The sequence below is a fragment of the Clostridium sp. 16K-1-R1 genome, assembly GCF_023921145.1.
Taxonomy (GTDB): domain Bacteria; phylum Bacillota; class Clostridia; order Clostridiales; family Clostridiaceae; genus Sarcina; species Sarcina perfringens.
Map to the genome: position 1 here is coordinate 2,156,774 of NZ_CP046515.1, position 16,585 is coordinate 2,173,358.

General features: G+C 29.3%; 14 protein-coding genes. 1 reads left to right on the forward strand and 13 read right to left on the reverse strand.

What is annotated here, in order from left to right:
* Window positions 1–88 precede the first annotated feature (88 nt).
* The 3 genes from GOM42_RS09420 to GOM42_RS09430 all read right to left on the reverse strand — a co-directional run bounded on the left by GOM42_RS09420 (window position 89) and on the right by GOM42_RS09430 (window position 3,673).
* Window positions 89–1,303 (reverse strand): CapA family protein, encoded by a 1,215-nt coding sequence (locus tag GOM42_RS09420; protein ID WP_110016156.1) that lies wholly within the window; start codon window positions 1,301–1,303, stop codon window positions 89–91.
* Window positions 1,304–1,468: 165 nt separating this feature from the next.
* Window positions 1,469–2,089 (reverse strand): site-2 protease family protein, encoded by a 621-nt coding sequence (locus GOM42_RS09425; RefSeq protein WP_003459807.1) that lies wholly within the window; start codon window positions 2,087–2,089, stop codon window positions 1,469–1,471.
* 204 nt (window positions 2,090–2,293) lie between these two features.
* A complete protein-coding gene (locus tag GOM42_RS09430) occupies window positions 2,294–3,673 on the reverse strand; it encodes a PhoH family protein (protein WP_003469119.1) in 1,380 nt (459 codons plus the stop codon).
* A gap of 221 nt (window positions 3,674–3,894) precedes the next feature.
* Here GOM42_RS09430 and GOM42_RS09435 point away from each other — a divergent pair, with 221 nt between their 5' ends.
* Window positions 3,895–4,509, forward strand: a complete 615-nt coding sequence (locus GOM42_RS09435; RefSeq protein WP_003459802.1) for a 3'-5' exonuclease — start codon at window positions 3,895–3,897, stop codon at window positions 4,507–4,509.
* Window positions 4,510–4,545: 36 nt separating this feature from the next.
* Here GOM42_RS09435 and GOM42_RS09440 read toward each other — a convergent pair whose 3' ends face one another.
* From GOM42_RS09440 to GOM42_RS09485, 10 genes are all read right to left on the reverse strand, one after another.
* Window positions 4,546–4,875 (reverse strand): single-stranded DNA-binding protein, encoded by a 330-nt coding sequence (locus GOM42_RS09440; RefSeq protein WP_003459777.1) that lies wholly within the window; start codon window positions 4,873–4,875, stop codon window positions 4,546–4,548.
* 279 nt (window positions 4,876–5,154) lie between these two features.
* Window positions 5,155–6,585, reverse strand: coding sequence for an adenylosuccinate lyase (gene purB, locus GOM42_RS09445; protein WP_003459773.1), 1,431 nt, complete (start codon window positions 6,583–6,585; stop codon window positions 5,155–5,157).
* A gap of 242 nt (window positions 6,586–6,827) precedes the next feature.
* The gene (locus GOM42_RS09450; protein ID WP_003459789.1) at window positions 6,828–7,088 is read right to left on the reverse strand and encodes an HPr family phosphocarrier protein; all 261 of its coding nucleotides are present in this window, start codon (window positions 7,086–7,088) and stop codon (window positions 6,828–6,830) included.
* A 94-nt stretch (window positions 7,089–7,182) separates the two neighbouring features.
* Window positions 7,183–8,376 carry a pyridoxal phosphate-dependent aminotransferase gene (locus GOM42_RS09455; RefSeq protein ID WP_003469146.1) on the reverse strand — a complete coding sequence of 398 codons (1,194 nt, stop codon included), beginning with the start codon at window positions 8,374–8,376 and terminating at the stop codon, window positions 7,183–7,185.
* A gap of 152 nt (window positions 8,377–8,528) precedes the next feature.
* On the reverse strand, window positions 8,529–8,789 hold the full coding sequence (locus tag GOM42_RS09460; RefSeq protein WP_003459803.1) for a stage V sporulation protein S: 261 nt from the start codon (window positions 8,787–8,789) through the stop codon (window positions 8,529–8,531).
* 217 nt (window positions 8,790–9,006) lie between these two features.
* Entirely contained in the window at window positions 9,007–10,542 is a 1,536-nt protein-coding gene (gene rny, locus GOM42_RS09465) for a ribonuclease Y (protein WP_003459753.1), read from the reverse strand.
* Window positions 10,543–10,889: 347 nt separating this feature from the next.
* Window positions 10,890–11,948 (reverse strand): recombinase RecA, encoded by a 1,059-nt coding sequence (gene recA / locus GOM42_RS09470; RefSeq protein ID WP_003459804.1) that lies wholly within the window; start codon window positions 11,946–11,948, stop codon window positions 10,890–10,892.
* Between the two features lie 135 nt (window positions 11,949–12,083).
* Window positions 12,084–12,674, reverse strand: a complete 591-nt coding sequence (gene pgsA / locus GOM42_RS09475; protein ID WP_003469140.1) for a CDP-diacylglycerol--glycerol-3-phosphate 3-phosphatidyltransferase — start codon at window positions 12,672–12,674, stop codon at window positions 12,084–12,086.
* Window positions 12,658–13,995, reverse strand: a complete 1,338-nt coding sequence (rimO, locus tag GOM42_RS09480; protein WP_003459746.1) for a 30S ribosomal protein S12 methylthiotransferase RimO — start codon at window positions 13,993–13,995, stop codon at window positions 12,658–12,660. Before rimO ends, pgsA begins: the two co-directional genes overlap by 17 nt.
* A gap of 68 nt (window positions 13,996–14,063) precedes the next feature.
* Window positions 14,064–16,454, reverse strand: a complete 2,391-nt coding sequence (locus tag GOM42_RS09485; RefSeq protein WP_061415777.1) for a DNA translocase FtsK — start codon at window positions 16,452–16,454, stop codon at window positions 14,064–14,066.
* Between the last annotated feature and the right edge of the window lie 131 nt (window positions 16,455–16,585).

Sequence of the window (16,585 nt, forward strand, 5' to 3'; positions counted from 1 at the left end):
TTATGGGAAATTATTCTCCCATAAACTTTTTTTTAACTTACATCCCTAAATTTATTTAAGCTTAAAGTACTCTACTTTCCAATAGACTTTATTTCTCTACTATAGATTTAGTTGCTTCTAAAGACTTATTTAACTGATTTAATGTTTCCTGATCTAGTTTTTTTCCTTCTTCACTATTTAAAGTCTCTTCAACTGGTAATATATAATAATCTGATTTTTTATTTTCTCTTGGAATTTTATATACCCAAGTTGGAGTGTAATCCCATTTCTCTATTTTAACCCCTTTTCTACTCTTATCTAAGGTTAAATTTAATATAACACCATCAGCTGTTCTTCTATCTCCCATAGTCTCTAGTCTTTGATTAGATATAAAATTACCTAAAGAATAAGCTACTAAAGTCTTATTTCCATTTTCCCCCTCTATTTCTTCTATAGGTTGTACAACATGAGGATTACTTCCTAATATTAAGTCAACTCCATATTCATTTAAGGCTTCAGCAATTTTCACTTGATATTTACTAGGCTCAGTTTTATACTCTACACCCCAGTGCATTCCAAAGACTATAAACTCTGCTCCCTCATTCTTCATCTCTTCTACTAAGGCCTTCATCTCCTCTAGTCCATTATCTAATTTATTATAAGAAAAAGTATTTAAATTCATATCTTCGGGAATTTTATGACCATTTAACTCTCCCTCTTTGCTCTCATAAGTATAAGAAGTAAATCCTATTTCTATTCCCTTTACCTTTTTAATAATATACTTCTTATTCCCAATAGAAGTCATATCTTTATCTATTTTTTCTCCAGTTTTACTAGCTCCCTCTACTCCCTTATCTAAAGAATGATCCGTTGCTACATTTATAATATCAAATCCCGTATCTTTTAAGGCATCTATCATGGAATCTGGCCCATTATAATTAGGATATCCAGAATACCCTATTTCTTCTCCAGCATAAGTTCCCTCAATTGTTCCATAGGCTATATCACTTTTTTCTATGAAGTTCTTTACATACTTAAAATTATTCATGAAATCATAGGCCTTATTTTCTTCATTATATGCAGACCATATTTGTTCATCATGTAATATTATGTCTCCTACAGCACTTATATTAACCTTTCTTCCTAAGCTAAACCTATTAAAAAATCCCTTTTTATCATTCTCCTTAATTACTTCTTTTTCATCAATACTAGCTCCCTTTGTCGTTACAACATTATTGCTTATAATACTATTTATTACTAAAACAGAACAAACAATAAGTAGAGAGGCTAAAATTACTTTAATTTTTTTAGACATTCTTATCATATTCTCACCCCTCTATATATTACCATATTTTTACATTTTATTTCAATTATCTTTCCATAAAAAAAATTAGATTAGATATTAAATTTGAAAATAACTTATAAATCAAGAGTTATTTTCAAATTATAAACCTAATCTAATTAAAGTATTATAAATTTCAAATTATGATTAAATAAATAAACCTATAGAATATACAAAAGCCATAACCAATTGAGATGGTATAGCTAATACATATCTTCCAAGAAGTATTATAACTATAAGTATAGGGTAATAATATTGATATACTATTCCAGATAGCTTATAGAATAATTGAGGCTTAAGATCCTCTAAAATTCTAAAACAGTCAAGTCCTGGAAGTGGTAATATATTAAATACAAAGAAGTTTACATTTAATATTATTATATATTGTAACATTAAAAATATAATTTGAGAAAGATCTCCTCTTAAACCAAAAAATCTTAAGTATAAACTTGTAAGTATTACTCCAATTATGGCAACAACTAAGTTTGAAAGCCATGCAGCTATGTTAACTTTAAGAGCATCCTTCTTTGGATTTTTAAATGCATATTTATTTATCTCTACAGATTTACTCCAACCAAATCCAAAGAAAGCCATCATTAAGGCACCAGCTATATCAACATGCTTTAATGGATCTAAGGTTAATTCCCCTTTAAACCTTGGTGATTTATCTCCTAATTTATCTGCCATTTTAGCACGAGTATACTCTTTTACTGAAAAAGCTATTAATATTGCTGGAATACTAAGAAACGCATCTAATAAAAATTGCATAATCAAGACCTCCTTATTTTGTATTTTAAATTATACCATAAATTTCTTGAATTTATTATTCAGTAAACTTAATAATTTATTAATTTTAATTTTTATATCAGAATATTTTTCTACAAATAAGATTATATATTTCTCTAAACATTTAAAAATAGAGGTTCCTTTCCTCCTTATTTAGGAGTAAGAAACCTCTTAAAATTCTAAATATTATAATCTTTTTGCAGCTTCATAAGCCAATTCACTTCTCTCACATTCATCATATTTTAAGGTAACTTGGTAGCAAAGATGACTTCCTTTCATCTTTTCTGAAGCATAACAAAGTCCATTACTTCTTGAATCTAAGAAAGCTTGATCTATTTGCTCTGGATCTCCAACTAGTATTATTTTTGATCCTTCTCCAGCTCTTGTTATAATTGCTTTAACCTGCTTTGGTGTTAAGTTTTGTGCTTCATCTATTATAATCCAATTCTTTATTATACTTCTTCCTCTTAAATAAGCCACAGCCTCTGTTGTTATTATCTTTCTTTCAAAAAGTTCCTCTATTTTATCATTTAGCTCTCTCTCATTTGAATATCTTTCTTTCTCATCTGAATCTATTAAAATTTCTAAGTTATCATATATAGGTCTCATAAATGGAGCTATTTTTTCTTGCTCAGTTCCTGGCAAATACCCTATTTCTTCATCCATTGTTACATTAGGTCTACAAACTAAAATCCTTCTATATTGTCCACTTTCCTCTTCTAATATCTTTTGTAATCCAACAGCTAATGAAAATAAAGTTTTTGCTGTTCCTGCTGGCCCCTTTATAATTACTAAAGGTGCATTTTTAGCATCCATACTCAAACATTCTAGCATAAATTTTTGGCCAACATTTCTAGGACTTATTCCCATAATATTATTGTTATCTTTATAAAGTAAAGGTCTTATAACTTTTCCATCAAATCTTCCTAAGGCAGTTTGTTTATCATTATCATTACAGTGTATTATTAAAAATTGATTAATCTCTAATTTTGGTTCCACATAGCACTTATTTTCTTCATCATAGGAAGTTAAATCTTTTTTCTCCATAACTTTATTTTTAAAGAATTTACTCAAGCATTCAGAACTTGTGTAAACTTCCATTCTTCCACTATATTGTTCTTCAAATTCTGGAACTACAACCTCATAAAAATCCTCTGATTTTATGCCAACAGTATCAGCCTTTATTCTCTCAAATATATCCTTAGTTATTAAACAAACATCTTCTCCCTTTTCCTTTAAGGCCTTACAAATTTGTATTATTCTATTATCAGGCTTGCTTATATTCCATGCTTCTGGTATTTCAGTATTATAAAAGTTAGTAACCACCTTAAGCTTTCCGCCTTTAGGTAAATTAACTCCTTCGCTTAATGACCCACTTAATCTAAGTTTATCTAATTCTCTTGCAACATGCCTAGCATTAGCTCCTAAATCATTATTCATTTTTTTAATATTGTCTAATTCCTCTAGAACCACCTCTGGAATAATAACATTGTTATCTTCAAATGAATATATAGCTCCTGGTGAATATAGCAATACATTGGTATCTAATATATAAGTTTTCTTCAAAACAATCACTCCTTTAGAATAATACAGCTATAATAATCAAACTTGATTTTCATTTGTTTATATATTAATATTTAAGAATACTCAATATAATTCTTAAATATTGATATTTTATAATCAAAATTTCTATAATCTATAATATATAAATTTTAAATTAGATTTTATTAATAAAAATTTTAGTTTATACTATTATATGGACATTAGAATATGGGAGGCCTTAAATAATGAAATTACTTTTTTTTGATACAGAAACTACAGGAGTCAAACCTGGAAGCATATGTCAGCTTAGTTATATCCTTGTAGACACTTCAACTAAACCTCAAAAAACAATAGGTAAAAATATATTCTTTACAGTTGATGAAATGGAACCAGAAGCTGAAAGAATCCATGGTTTTTCTTTAGAGAAATTATATGAATTAAGTGAAGGGATGTACTTTGAAGATCTTTATGCTGATTTTATAAATGACTTCTTAGAAGCAGATTTTATAATAGGTCATAACGTTCAGTTTGATATTAAATTCTTAAAACATGAATTACTAGGTCTTGGAGAGTTCTTTGAACCTAACAACGTATTTTGTACTATGAAATATTATAAAGATATTTGTAAAATATTAAGACCTACTGGAGATTATAAAAATCCTAAACTTGAAGAAGTAATCAAACACTTAAATATAACTGATTCTGAAATAAGTGAAACTGCTAATAAGTATTTCCAAGGTAGTGGAAACTATCATGATGCTAGATTTGATACAGCAGCAACTTATCTTACTGTTATAAATGGTATAAAAAAAGGATTAATTCCAAGAAATTATTTCACAAAACTTTTAGAAGCAAAATAAAAAGATATATTTTCACAATATATCTTTTTTTCTTTACTATGAAATCTCTTTTTCTTTTGCTTTATTAAGAAGATTTATATTAGAAGTTTGTATATTTGTATAATATCTAACTTCTCCACTTTCACTTTCGTATCTACTTTCTACTATTTCTCCACTTACAGAGACTAAGTCTCCTATGTTCACAAATTTCTCTAAGAAATCCACTGTAGATTTACTCCAAGTAATTACACTTAAAAAAGTAGTTGTTTCTTCTCTTCCATTAAAACTATTAACAGCTATTCTAAATCTAACATATTTTTTCTTATTTTTAGATTCCTTAACTTCAATTTTAGTAGCAACTCTTCCAATAAGATCCACTTTATTCATGCTTTTCATCTCCTTGATTATAATTTATCTAAAGTATTGACCAGATTTAAGAGTCTCAAACATGTGTTCTTTAAATTTTTTTAACAAATTAATTTAATATAACATAAAAATTTATTCTTTATTATAAATGTTAAATATTGTTTTTATCTTTATAATTTTTTTAATCCAAAAGTTATATGAAAACTTAAAGTAAAAATTCATAAATATTTTTATGAATTTTTTAATTGTTTCCATAAAAAAGAGCTATTAAAGATAAATCTTTAATAGCTCTAAATTATATTAAACTGTTATATCACTACTTAAGCTAGCTGCATCCTTATTAGCTTCTATTATAGGGTTTACATACTCATCAATAAACTCTACAACTTGGCTTGGAGCTCTACCAACAAATTTAACTGGATCTATTATAGCTATAATTTCTTCTTTAGAAAGATTAAATGAAGGATCATTTATTATTCTTTCTATTAAATCATTATTAAGCCCTTCTCCTTTAACTCTTTGAGCAGCATCCATAGAATGAACTCTTATTCTTTCATGAAGCTCTTGTCTATCTCCGCCTTTTTTAACTGATTCCATCATTATATTTTCAGTTGCCATGAAAGGTAATTCTTGATTTACATGAGCTTCAATAACTTTATCATAAACTACCATATTCTCAGCAATATTTATATAAAGATTTAAAACTCCATCTAAAGCTAAGAAAGCTTCTGCTACTGCAATTCTCTTATTAGCTGAATCATCTAATGTTCTTTCAAACCATTGAGTTGAAGCCGTAATAGCTGGATTTAAGGCATCTACTATAACATATCTAGCTAATGCTCCCATTCTTTCACTTCTCATAGGATTTCTCTTATATGCCATAGCTGATGACCCTATTTGATTCTTTTCAAATGGTTCTTCTATTTCTTTCATACTTTGAAGTAATCTTAAGTCATTTGAGAATTTATATGCACTTTGTGCAATTTCTGATAATGTATTTAAAATTATAGAATCTAATTTTCTTGGATAAGTTTGACCTGTAACTCCAAAACTCTTTTTAAATCCCATTTTTTCTGCAACGATTTTATCTAAAGCCTTAACCTTTTCTTCATCACCTTCAAAAAGATTCATAAAGCTTGCTTGAGTACCAGTAGTTCCTTTTACTCCTCTTAATTTTAAAGTTGATAATAGAAAATCTATGTTCTCCATATCCATTACTAAATCTTGCATCCATAACGTAGCTCTCTTACCTACAGTAGTAAGCTGTGCTGGTTGGAAATGAGTAAATCCTAGAGTAGGCATATCCTTATATTCTAAAGCAAATCTTTTTAAATTATTTAAAACTGCAACTATTTTTTTCTTTATTAATAATAATGCATCTCTCATTATTATTACATCTGTATTATCTCCAACATAGCAGCTTGTTGCTCCTAAATGTATGATACCTTTTGCTGAAGGACATTGAAGTCCATATGCATAAACGTGACTCATAACATCGTGTCTAACTTCTTTTTCTTTTTTTATTGCTTCTTCGTAATTTATATCTGAAATATGACTTTTAAGCTCTTCTATTTGCTCGTCAGTTATATTTAATCCTAATTCTTTTTCACCCTCTGCAAGAGCAACCCATAATTTTCTCCATGTTGAGAATTTCATATCATCTGAGAAAATATATGACATTTCTTTTGACGCATATCTTGAATTCAATGGTGTGCTATATAAATTTTTCACTTTGTACCCTCCTAAAGTAGAAATGATAATTTAAATTTATTATATCATAAGATAAGTTTATTATAAATAAATTTATCTATTTTTTATCTATCATTCGTGTTTTTGCCTTTATTATTCATAAATCTCCTACAACTTAGACTTTAATATACGTATTTTATTTATAGTTTTTGAAAAATCATAAAAAATTACTAGACTAAATTTATAAAAATAAAAGGATTCCACTAGGAATCCTTTTACGAAGATTACTCTTCTAAATTTTCGATTAACTTAGCTATTTCTTCAGCTGCTAAAGCTTCATCATCACCACTAGCGATAACCTTAACATTAGCATCTTTAGAAACTCCTAATGATAAAACTCCGATTAAGCTCTTAACATTAGCTTTTTTTCCATTGTACTCTAAGCTTATGTCTGATTTGAAAGCTGAAGCTTTTTTTACTAGTAAAGTTGCTGGTCTAGCATGTAATCCTGTTGAATTTTTAACTATAACTTCTTTAGTTACCATTATAAACACCTCTTTACTTTTATTTGTTATTTAATAATACTAACTTCTTAATTATACTCATTTTTTTAGAAAATTTCAACAACTTAAGAAAAGATTAATCCCTATTCATAAGTTTATTAACAAATTCTTTTATTCTTTTTAAGCCCTTAATTATTTCCTCTTTAGATGTAGCATAAGATAGTCTTATAAAATTATCTTCCCCAAAAGCTATTCCAGGTATTACAACAACATTTTCCTCTTTTAGTAATAGATTTGCAAATTCCATTGAACCCTTTATATTAGCTTTTTTTAGAACCTTAGACACATCAATCATTACATAAAAGGCACCCTTTGGCTCTATAAAAGTAAGATCCTCAATTTCACTTATAAGTTCTATCATAAGCTCTCTTCTTAAACTAAATTCCTTAACCATATTCTTTATAGTTTCTTGATCTCCATTTAAGGCTTCTAATGCAGCAAATTGAGCTATACTATTTGTATTTGATGTCATATGACTCTGAACATTGTTCATTACCTTAATTAGCTCTTCATTATAACAAGCTGCATATCCAATTCTCCATCCAGTCATTGCATAAGCCTTAGAAAATCCATTTATAACTACTGTTCTCTTGAAGGCATCTTCACTTAAGGAAGCAATACTTATATGCTCTTCTTTTCCATATATAAGTTTTTCATATATTTCATCAGAAATTATTATAAGATCATTTTCTTCAGCAAATTTAGCAATAACTTCTAAATCTTTTTTTGAATATACTGTTCCTGTTGGATTATTTGGTGAATTTATTACTATTGCCTTTGTATTTTCACTTAAAACTGATTTTAATTCGTCATAAGTAACCTTAAAATCATTTTCTTTTTTTGTTTCTATAAAAACAGGAACTCCATCACTTAATTTAACTAACTCAGGATAACTTACCCAATATGGTACTGGTATTATAACCTCATCTCCTGGATTTAAAATCGCCATAAATACATTGGCTAAAGATTGTTTAGCTCCTGTTGAAATAATTATATTTTTAGTTCCATAGTTAAGTCCATTATCATCATGTAATTTCCTTGCTATGGCCTCTTTTAACTCTACTATTCCAGATGTGGCTGTGTATTTTGTCTTTCCTTCTTCCATAGCTCTAGTGGCAGCTTCTATTATATTCTTAGGTGTATTAAAATCCGGCTCACCTACTCCAAAGCTTACTACATCTATTCCTTCTTTTTTTAATTCACCTGCTTTAGCTGTTAAGGCTAAAGTTAGTGATGCCCCTATATTTTGTGCTTTTCTAGATAATATCATCTAATCCCCTCTTTACTGCTTTAAATTTATTTTATTACGCTTCCAATATATCATTTTTATTATTTAAAGTAAACCAATAAAAAATACTGCTATAAGTTAAAATACTCATAGCAGTATCTATTTATTTACCAAATTTAGTTCCTCTATAAACTTTATCTTGGTTGTATTATAAGCTTTATAGCTGTTCTTTCTTCACCATCAATTTCGATGTCTGTGAATGCAGGAATACAAACTATATCTTTTCCACTTGGAGCCACAAAGCCTCTTGCTATGGCTATAGCCTTTACAGCTTGATTTATAGCTCCAGCTCCTACTGCTTGTATCTCCACAGTATTTCTTTCTTTTATTATAGCTGCTAGTGCGCCTGCTACTGAATTAGGATTTGATTTAGTTGATACCTTTAATACTTCCATTATATAAACCTCCTAGACCTTTTTAGGATACGTTTACATTTATAGTTAACGTTTTCCTTTACCTAATAATATTCTATATAAACTCTCTAATTCCTTCTTAAATAGATAAAATATTTTTAATTTTTATTTTAAATAATAAGAAAACTCTACTGAAATCATTCAGTAGAGTTAATTAAAAAAATACATTTTGTAACCAAAATGTATTTTACATATTCATTTATTTAGCATAGTCAACTGCACGGGTTTCTCTTATTACATTTATCTTGATTTGACCTGGATACTCTAATTGTTCTTCTATCTTCTTAACAATATTTCTCGCCATCTCAATTGCCCCTGCATCGTCAACTTGATCTGGTTTAACCATAATTCTAATTTCTCTTCCAGCTTGAATGGCATATGACTTTTCTACACCTTCATATGAAGTAGCTATTTCTTCTAATTTTTCTAATCTCTTAATATAAGCTTCTAAAGTTTCTCTTCTTGCACCAGGTCTAGCTGCTGATATAGCATCTGCTGCTTGAACAAGTACGGCTTCAAGAGTTTGCATTTCTGTATCACCATGATGGGCTGCTATAGCATTTACCACAGCTGGTGATTCATGATATTTCTTTGCAAGTTCTCCACCTATAACAGCATGAGGCCCCTCATATTCTTGGTCAACCCCTTTACCTATATCATGTAAAAGACCTGCTCTTCTAGCTAGATTTACATCTAAACCTAATTCAGATGCCATTAATCCTGCTAAATATGAAACCTCTATTGAATGTTTTAAAACATTTTGACCATAACTTGTTCTGTACTTTAGTCTTCCTAGAAGCTTAATTATTTCTGGATGTAATCCATGAACACCAGTTTCGAAAGTTGCTTGTTCTCCCTCTTCCTTAATGTCATTTTCTACATCTTTAATAGCTCTTTCTACCATTTCTTCAATTCTAGCTGGATGAATTCTTCCATCTACAATTAATTTTTCTAAAGCTATTCTAGCAACTTCTCTTCTTATTGGATCGAAGCTTGAAAGAATAACAGCCTCTGGAGTATCATCTATTATTAAATCAACTCCTGTTAATGTTTCTAAAGTTCTTATATTTCTACCTTCTCTACCAATGATTCTTCCTTTCATTTCATCATTAGGTAGGGCAACAACATGTACTGTAGTTTCAGAAACATGATCTGCTGCACATCTTTGAATAGCAGTAGTAATTATTTCTCTTGATTTTTTGTCAGCTTCTTCTTTGGCCTTAGTCTCAAGTTCTTTGATTAGCATAGCTGATTCATGTTTTATTTCTCTTCTTACTTCATCTAATAATAATGTTCTTGCGTCTTCACTTGAAAGATTTGAAATTCTCTCAAGTTCAGCTCTTTGTTCACCGTATAAATTTTGTACACGTTCTTCAAGTTCTTGAATCTCTATAGATTTTTTGTTTATGCTATCTTCTCTTTTTTCAAGCATTTCACCTTTTTTATCTAATGACTCTTCCCTTTGGATAAGTCTTCTTTCAAACCTTTGAATCTCATTTCTTCTGTCACGAGTTTCTTTATCAAGATCTGCTCTTAGTTTGTGCACCTCTTCTTTAGCTTCTAATATGGCTTCTTTCTTTGTTGATTCAGCTTCTCTTTTAGCCTCCTCAAGTGTTAAACTAGCTTCTTTTTCTAAGCTTTCCACCCTATTTTTTGAAGCTTTTTGTATAAGAGTGTATTGAATAAACCCTACTACCCCTAATATTATTATTCCTATAAGTATTCCTACTACCATATAAACACCTCCTCGCTTATTCTCTCTATAAAAACACTTCGCGTAGAAAGGTGTCATACTATTCTCACTGTAATTTTTTGAATATGATAAACCAGTATTTGTTATTATTGTATAGTAATTTTAAACTTATGTCAAGGTTACCCCTTGCGTATATTGTATGCTAAAAAGCTAAAATTATTCTCTTATAATACTAGTTATATTGTGCTTTTTTTAGTTTTTTATATTCTAAAAAAGCTTTAAAATTTTATTAATGTTAACATATTCATAAAACTTTAAATTCATACATTAAAATTATTAAGAAGTGATAAAATTATAAAAAAAAGATAAGGAAATCCTTATCTTTTTTATTAGCTTTCAACAGACTCTTCTGTATTTTCTTCTACACTTGTTGATTCAACAGCCTTAGCTAAAGGAAGAGAATATTTTTCTCTTATTTGATTTTCTATATCTAAAGCAACTGCTGGATTCTCTTTTAAATATTGTTTAGCATTTTCTCTACCTTGGCCTAATCTTATATCTCCATATGAGAACCAAGCTCCACTCTTTTGTACTATATTTTCTTTTACTCCAACGTCTACTATATTACCTTCTTTTGATATACCTTCATTGTACATTATATCAAATTCAGCTTGCTTAAATGGAGGAGCAACCTTATTCTTAACTATTTTAACTCTTGTTCTATTACCAGTTATTCCGTCACCTTGTTTTATTGAATCTATTCTTCTTATATCCATTCTAACTGAAGCATAGAATTTTAACGCTCTACCACCTGGTGTTGTCTCTGGATTACCAAACATTATACCAACTTTTTCTCTTAATTGGTTTATGAATATTACTACGCAGTTTGATTTGTTAATTGTTCCTGTTAACTTTCTTAAGGCTTGTGACATTAATCTAGCTTGAAGACCAACGTGAGAATCTCCCATTTCACCTTCAATTTCTGCTCTTGGAACTAAAGCGGCAACTGAGTCCACAACTAAAACATCTATAGCTCCTGATCTAACTAAAGCTTCTGTTATTTCTAAAGCTTGTTCTCCTGTATCTGGTTGTGAAACTACTAAATCATCTATATTAACACCTAATCTTTTTGCATAAACTGGATCTAAAGCATGCTCTGCATCTATATACGCTGCTGCTCCACCTAATTTTTGTGCCTCTGCTACTACATGTAAAGCCACTGTTGTTTTACCAGAACTCTCTGGTCCATATATCTCAATAATTCTTCCTTTTGGTACTCCACCAATTCCTAAAGCTATATCAAGATCTAAGCATCCAGTAGAAACAGCATCCATTTGAGGAGCTCCTTGCTCTCCAAGTTTCATTACTGATCCCTTTCCAAATTGCTTCTCTATTTGACCCATAGCCATCTCAATAGCTTTTAATTTATCTTTATCTATATTTGCCATACGTAACCTCCTTAAATAACCGAACATAAGTTCTACTATTATTATAATATATACAAAAAAAAAGTCAACATCAACATGAAGTTCTTAAAAGAACCTCATGTCTTAATAATTGACTATTTTTTGACTTTTAAAACATTATTTATAAGTATTTATAACATTTTTATTTTTTCTAAAGTAATCTACTCCAGAAATTATTGTTATTGCAACAGCTAAATATAAGAATATATCTGGAACATATATAAAGAAATTTCTTAAAAAGCTGCTGCCTGCAACTAATTCCTTAATCCCTGGTGAATTAATTATATTTACTTGTAATAATAAAAGCACTATGGCAATTATTTGTATTACAGTTTTAATTTTTCCCCACCAGCTAGCAGCTATAACTAACCCCTCTGATGCAGCTATGGTTCTTAAACCTGAAACAGCAAACTCTCTAGCTATTATTACAATAGCTGCCCATGCAGGAACTAATTGTAATTCAACTAAAGATATAAGTGCTGCTGTAACTAGTAGCTTATCTGCCAAAGGGTCCATAAACTTACCAAAGTTAGTTACTTGATTTCTTGATCTTGCAATATATCCATCTAATTGATCTGTAACAGATGCTATTATGAATATAAGTGTTGCTATTACACTCCCATAAGGTAAGTCTTGGTAAGCTATAAATACTAAGAATATGGGCACTAAAATTATTCTAATTAAAGTTAATTTATTTGCAAGATTCATTGCATACAACTCCTACCAAATCATATTCTAAGGCCTTTTCAATTTTAACTTTACAGAACTGGTCCTTTTTAGCTCCATTTCCTTTCACATAAATACATCCATCTATATCTGGAGCCATCTCATAGCTTCTTCCTATATAATATTCTCCATTAAACTTTTCGATAAGAACATCATATTCTCTACCTACTTTGTTTTTATTAATTTCTTCTGATACTTCTTTTTGAAGTAACATTATTTCTTCTTCCCTAGCTTTTTTAACTTCTTCATCTATTTGATCTTCCATTATAGCAGCAGGTGTTCCTTCTTCTCTTGAGTAAGTAAAGACTCCAACTTTATCTAATTTTATTGTCTTTATAAAATCTTTTAGTTCATTGAAATCTTCACAAGATTCTCCTGGGAAACCAACTATTAAAGAAGTTCTTAAAACTATGTTAGGAACATTTTTTCTTAAATCATTAATTTTTCCTATTATCTCTTCTTTTGTTGTTTTTCTACCCATTCTTTTTAAAACATTATTACTAATATGTTGTATAGGTAAGTCAAGATAATTACATACCTTATCATTTACTGAGATCTCTTTTATAAGTTCATCATATATAGCCTCTGGATAACAATAAAGAACTCTTATCCACTCTATTCCTTCGATCTTAGCTAACTCTCTTAAAACTAAGTGAAGTTTCTTTTCACCATATATATCTATGCCATAATTAGTAGTGTCTTGAGCTATTAATATTAACTCTTTCACTCCATTTTCAGCTAGTTTTTTCGCTTCTTCTACAATACTTTCTAAAGCTCTACTTCTAAACTTACCTCTTATTTTAGGAATAATGCAATAAGTACAGAAATTATCACATCCTTCTGCAATTCTTAAGTATGCAGTAGCTTTATCAGTTGTTATAAGTCTTAATCCTTCATTAATTGATACATCACTGTAATTTGTAGCTTTTACTTTTTCATTATTTCCATTTATAAAGTTCATTATGGCTTCATTTATTTTAGCATAATCATTAACACCTAACATTATGTCTATTTCAGGCATTAATTCTAATAATTCATCACCATATCTTTGAGTTAAGCAGCCTGTAGCTATAAGTAACTTACAGTTGTGACTTGTTTTATATTTTGCCATATCTAATATTGTGTTTATGGATTCTTGTTTAGCCTTTTCTATAAATCCGCAAGTATTTACTATTATTATGTCAGCTTCCTTTGGATTATTAGTAAGTTCGTACTCATTCTGAACCATTCCAAGCATGATTTCTGAGTCAACTCTATTTTTATCACAACCTAAACTCACCATTCCTACCTTATATTTCGCCAAATCTACTTCCTCCTACGTTTAAATATATATTTCTTATTTTAAAACTCTTTTTTAAATTAAACAAGTTTTTATTTCATATTTTCTAATTCATCTTTACTAAGAAGTACTTGTCTTGGTTTACTTCCATCTCTTCTAGAAATAACACCACATTCTTCTAGCTCTTCTATTATTCTTGCCGCTCTATTAAATCCTATTCTTAATCTTCTTTGTAAATATGATGCTGAAGCTTGACCACTTTCAACTACGATTTCTATAGCTTCATCTAAAAGTTCATCCCTATCACCATCACCATTTCCCTCTGAAGCAATAGTTGCTGAGTTTATATGTTCTAATATATCTTCTTCATACTGAGCATCCCTTTGTGACTCTTTTATAAAGGATACAACATGTTCAACTTCTTCCTCTGAAATAAAGGCTCCTTGAACTCTTTGAGGCTTAGACTCTCCAACTGGGTAGAATAACATATCTCCCCTACCTAAAAGTTTTTCAGCTCCTGCTGAATCTAGTATTGTTCTAGAGTCAATTTGGCTTGAAACTGCAAAGGATATTCTAGAAGGTATATTAGCCTTAATTACCCCTGTAATTACATCTACAGATGGCCTTTGAGTAGCTATTACTAAATGCATACCTGCGGCTCTAGCCATTTGGGCAAGTCTACAAATATAATCTTCTACATCATGAGGACAAGCCATCATAAGGTCTGCAAGCTCATCTACTATAATAACTATATAAGGAAGCTTCTCTGGAACTTCTCCTTTATTATATAAAGCATTATATGATTCTATATTTCTTACTCCATTATCTGCAAAAAGTTTATATCTTCTAGTCATTTCATTTACAGCCCAGTTTAATGCCGCAGCAGCCTTCTTAGGATCTGTAACTACTGGAATTAGCAAGTGTGGAATTCCATTATAAACATTTAATTCAACAACTTTTGGGTCTACCATTAAAAGCTTAACTTCATCTGGAGAATACTTATATAATATACTTACTATTAATGTGTTTATGCATACACTCTTACCAGAACCAGTTGCCCCTGCAATAAGCACGTGAGGCATCTTACTTAAATCTGTAACAACAGCCTTACCTGTTATGTCTTTTCCTAAAGCACAAGCTACCTTAAACTTGTTATCTAAAAATTCTTTAGATTCTACAATCTCTCTAAAGAAAACTGGTGTTTGCTCTTTATTTGGAACTTCTATTCCTATGGCAGATTTTCCTGGAATAGGTGCCTCTATTCTAACCCCTTTAGCTGCTAATCCTAAAGCTATATCATCAGCTAAATTAACTATTTTACTAACCTTTATACCAGCCTTAGGTTGAAGTTCAAATCTAGTAACAGATGGCCCTTTTGTAACTTGAAGTATTTTTGCCTCTACACCAAAGCTCATAAGAGTTTCTTCAAGTTTAGCAGCATTAGCTAATAATGCCTTTTTATCATCTTTATCTAATTCATTATTATTGTTTAAATTTAATAAATCTGCATTTGGCGCAACATAACTAGCCCCTACACTTGAGCCTTTACTAGCTATATTATTTGATATTTCTTTATCTATAGATTCTTCTTCCTTAGCTTTTTCTGAGTTGAATCCTCTTTGCTCTATTATGGTGTTATCTAAACTTAAGTCTCTAGGCATTTTAGACTCTTGTTTAAAATCATTTATCTTAATATTATCCTTTAATTGATTATCTTTTTCCTTCTTATTATCTTCTATATCATTTAAAGAAGAATTTTTCATAAAGTCTAATATTTTTATCTTATTGTTATCCTCTGAAATATCATCTTTTTTACTCTCTTTATTTCCTTCAGAAGCTCCATCTTTTTTCTTTAAATTAATATAATCATCTTTTTCATACTTTTTATCCACAAATTTAACCTTAGAAGCTTTTTCCTTAAAACCTCCAAAGAAATTTCTTATTGAAACTAGATTATAATCGAATATAAGCATTGAAGATATAAGATATAAAGTTACAAAAATAACAAAAAGTCCTATTTTACCTACTAATTTATATAATGGTAATACAATTAAAAATCCTACTACTCCTCCATGCCATTCACTTTGAGAATGCCATATAGTTTTTATAGATCCCCATATACTTCCCTGAACATAATAATCGTTTATATTCACAGTCTGAATAAGTAAAACACTAGTTATAAGTGCTATGGTTATTCCTAATCCTATTCTTGAAAATAACACCTCTCTTTTAAATAAGAAAAGCTTTGTACATAAATATATTATGTAAATTGGAATAAAAAAAGCTCCTATTCCAAAAAGTCCTATTAAGAGAGTTCTTGATATAACACTTAAATATCCTGCTTTATCAGTATATAAACTAAACATAACAATTAAAGAAACACATATCGCTATTAAGGCATATATTTCTTCTGTAACTTTAATTTGGCTTTGATTTTTCTTTTTTTGAGTTTTAGTTGCGGTTTTCTTTTTTCCCCCAGCCATACTAAACTAAATCACCTCACCCTATTTTAATTTCAAAATGGTAAAATACTTGTACCAAAAAATATTATATACATAAATGACTATAAATTGTCAAAATATTTTTATATTACATAAATAGAACCATAGATATA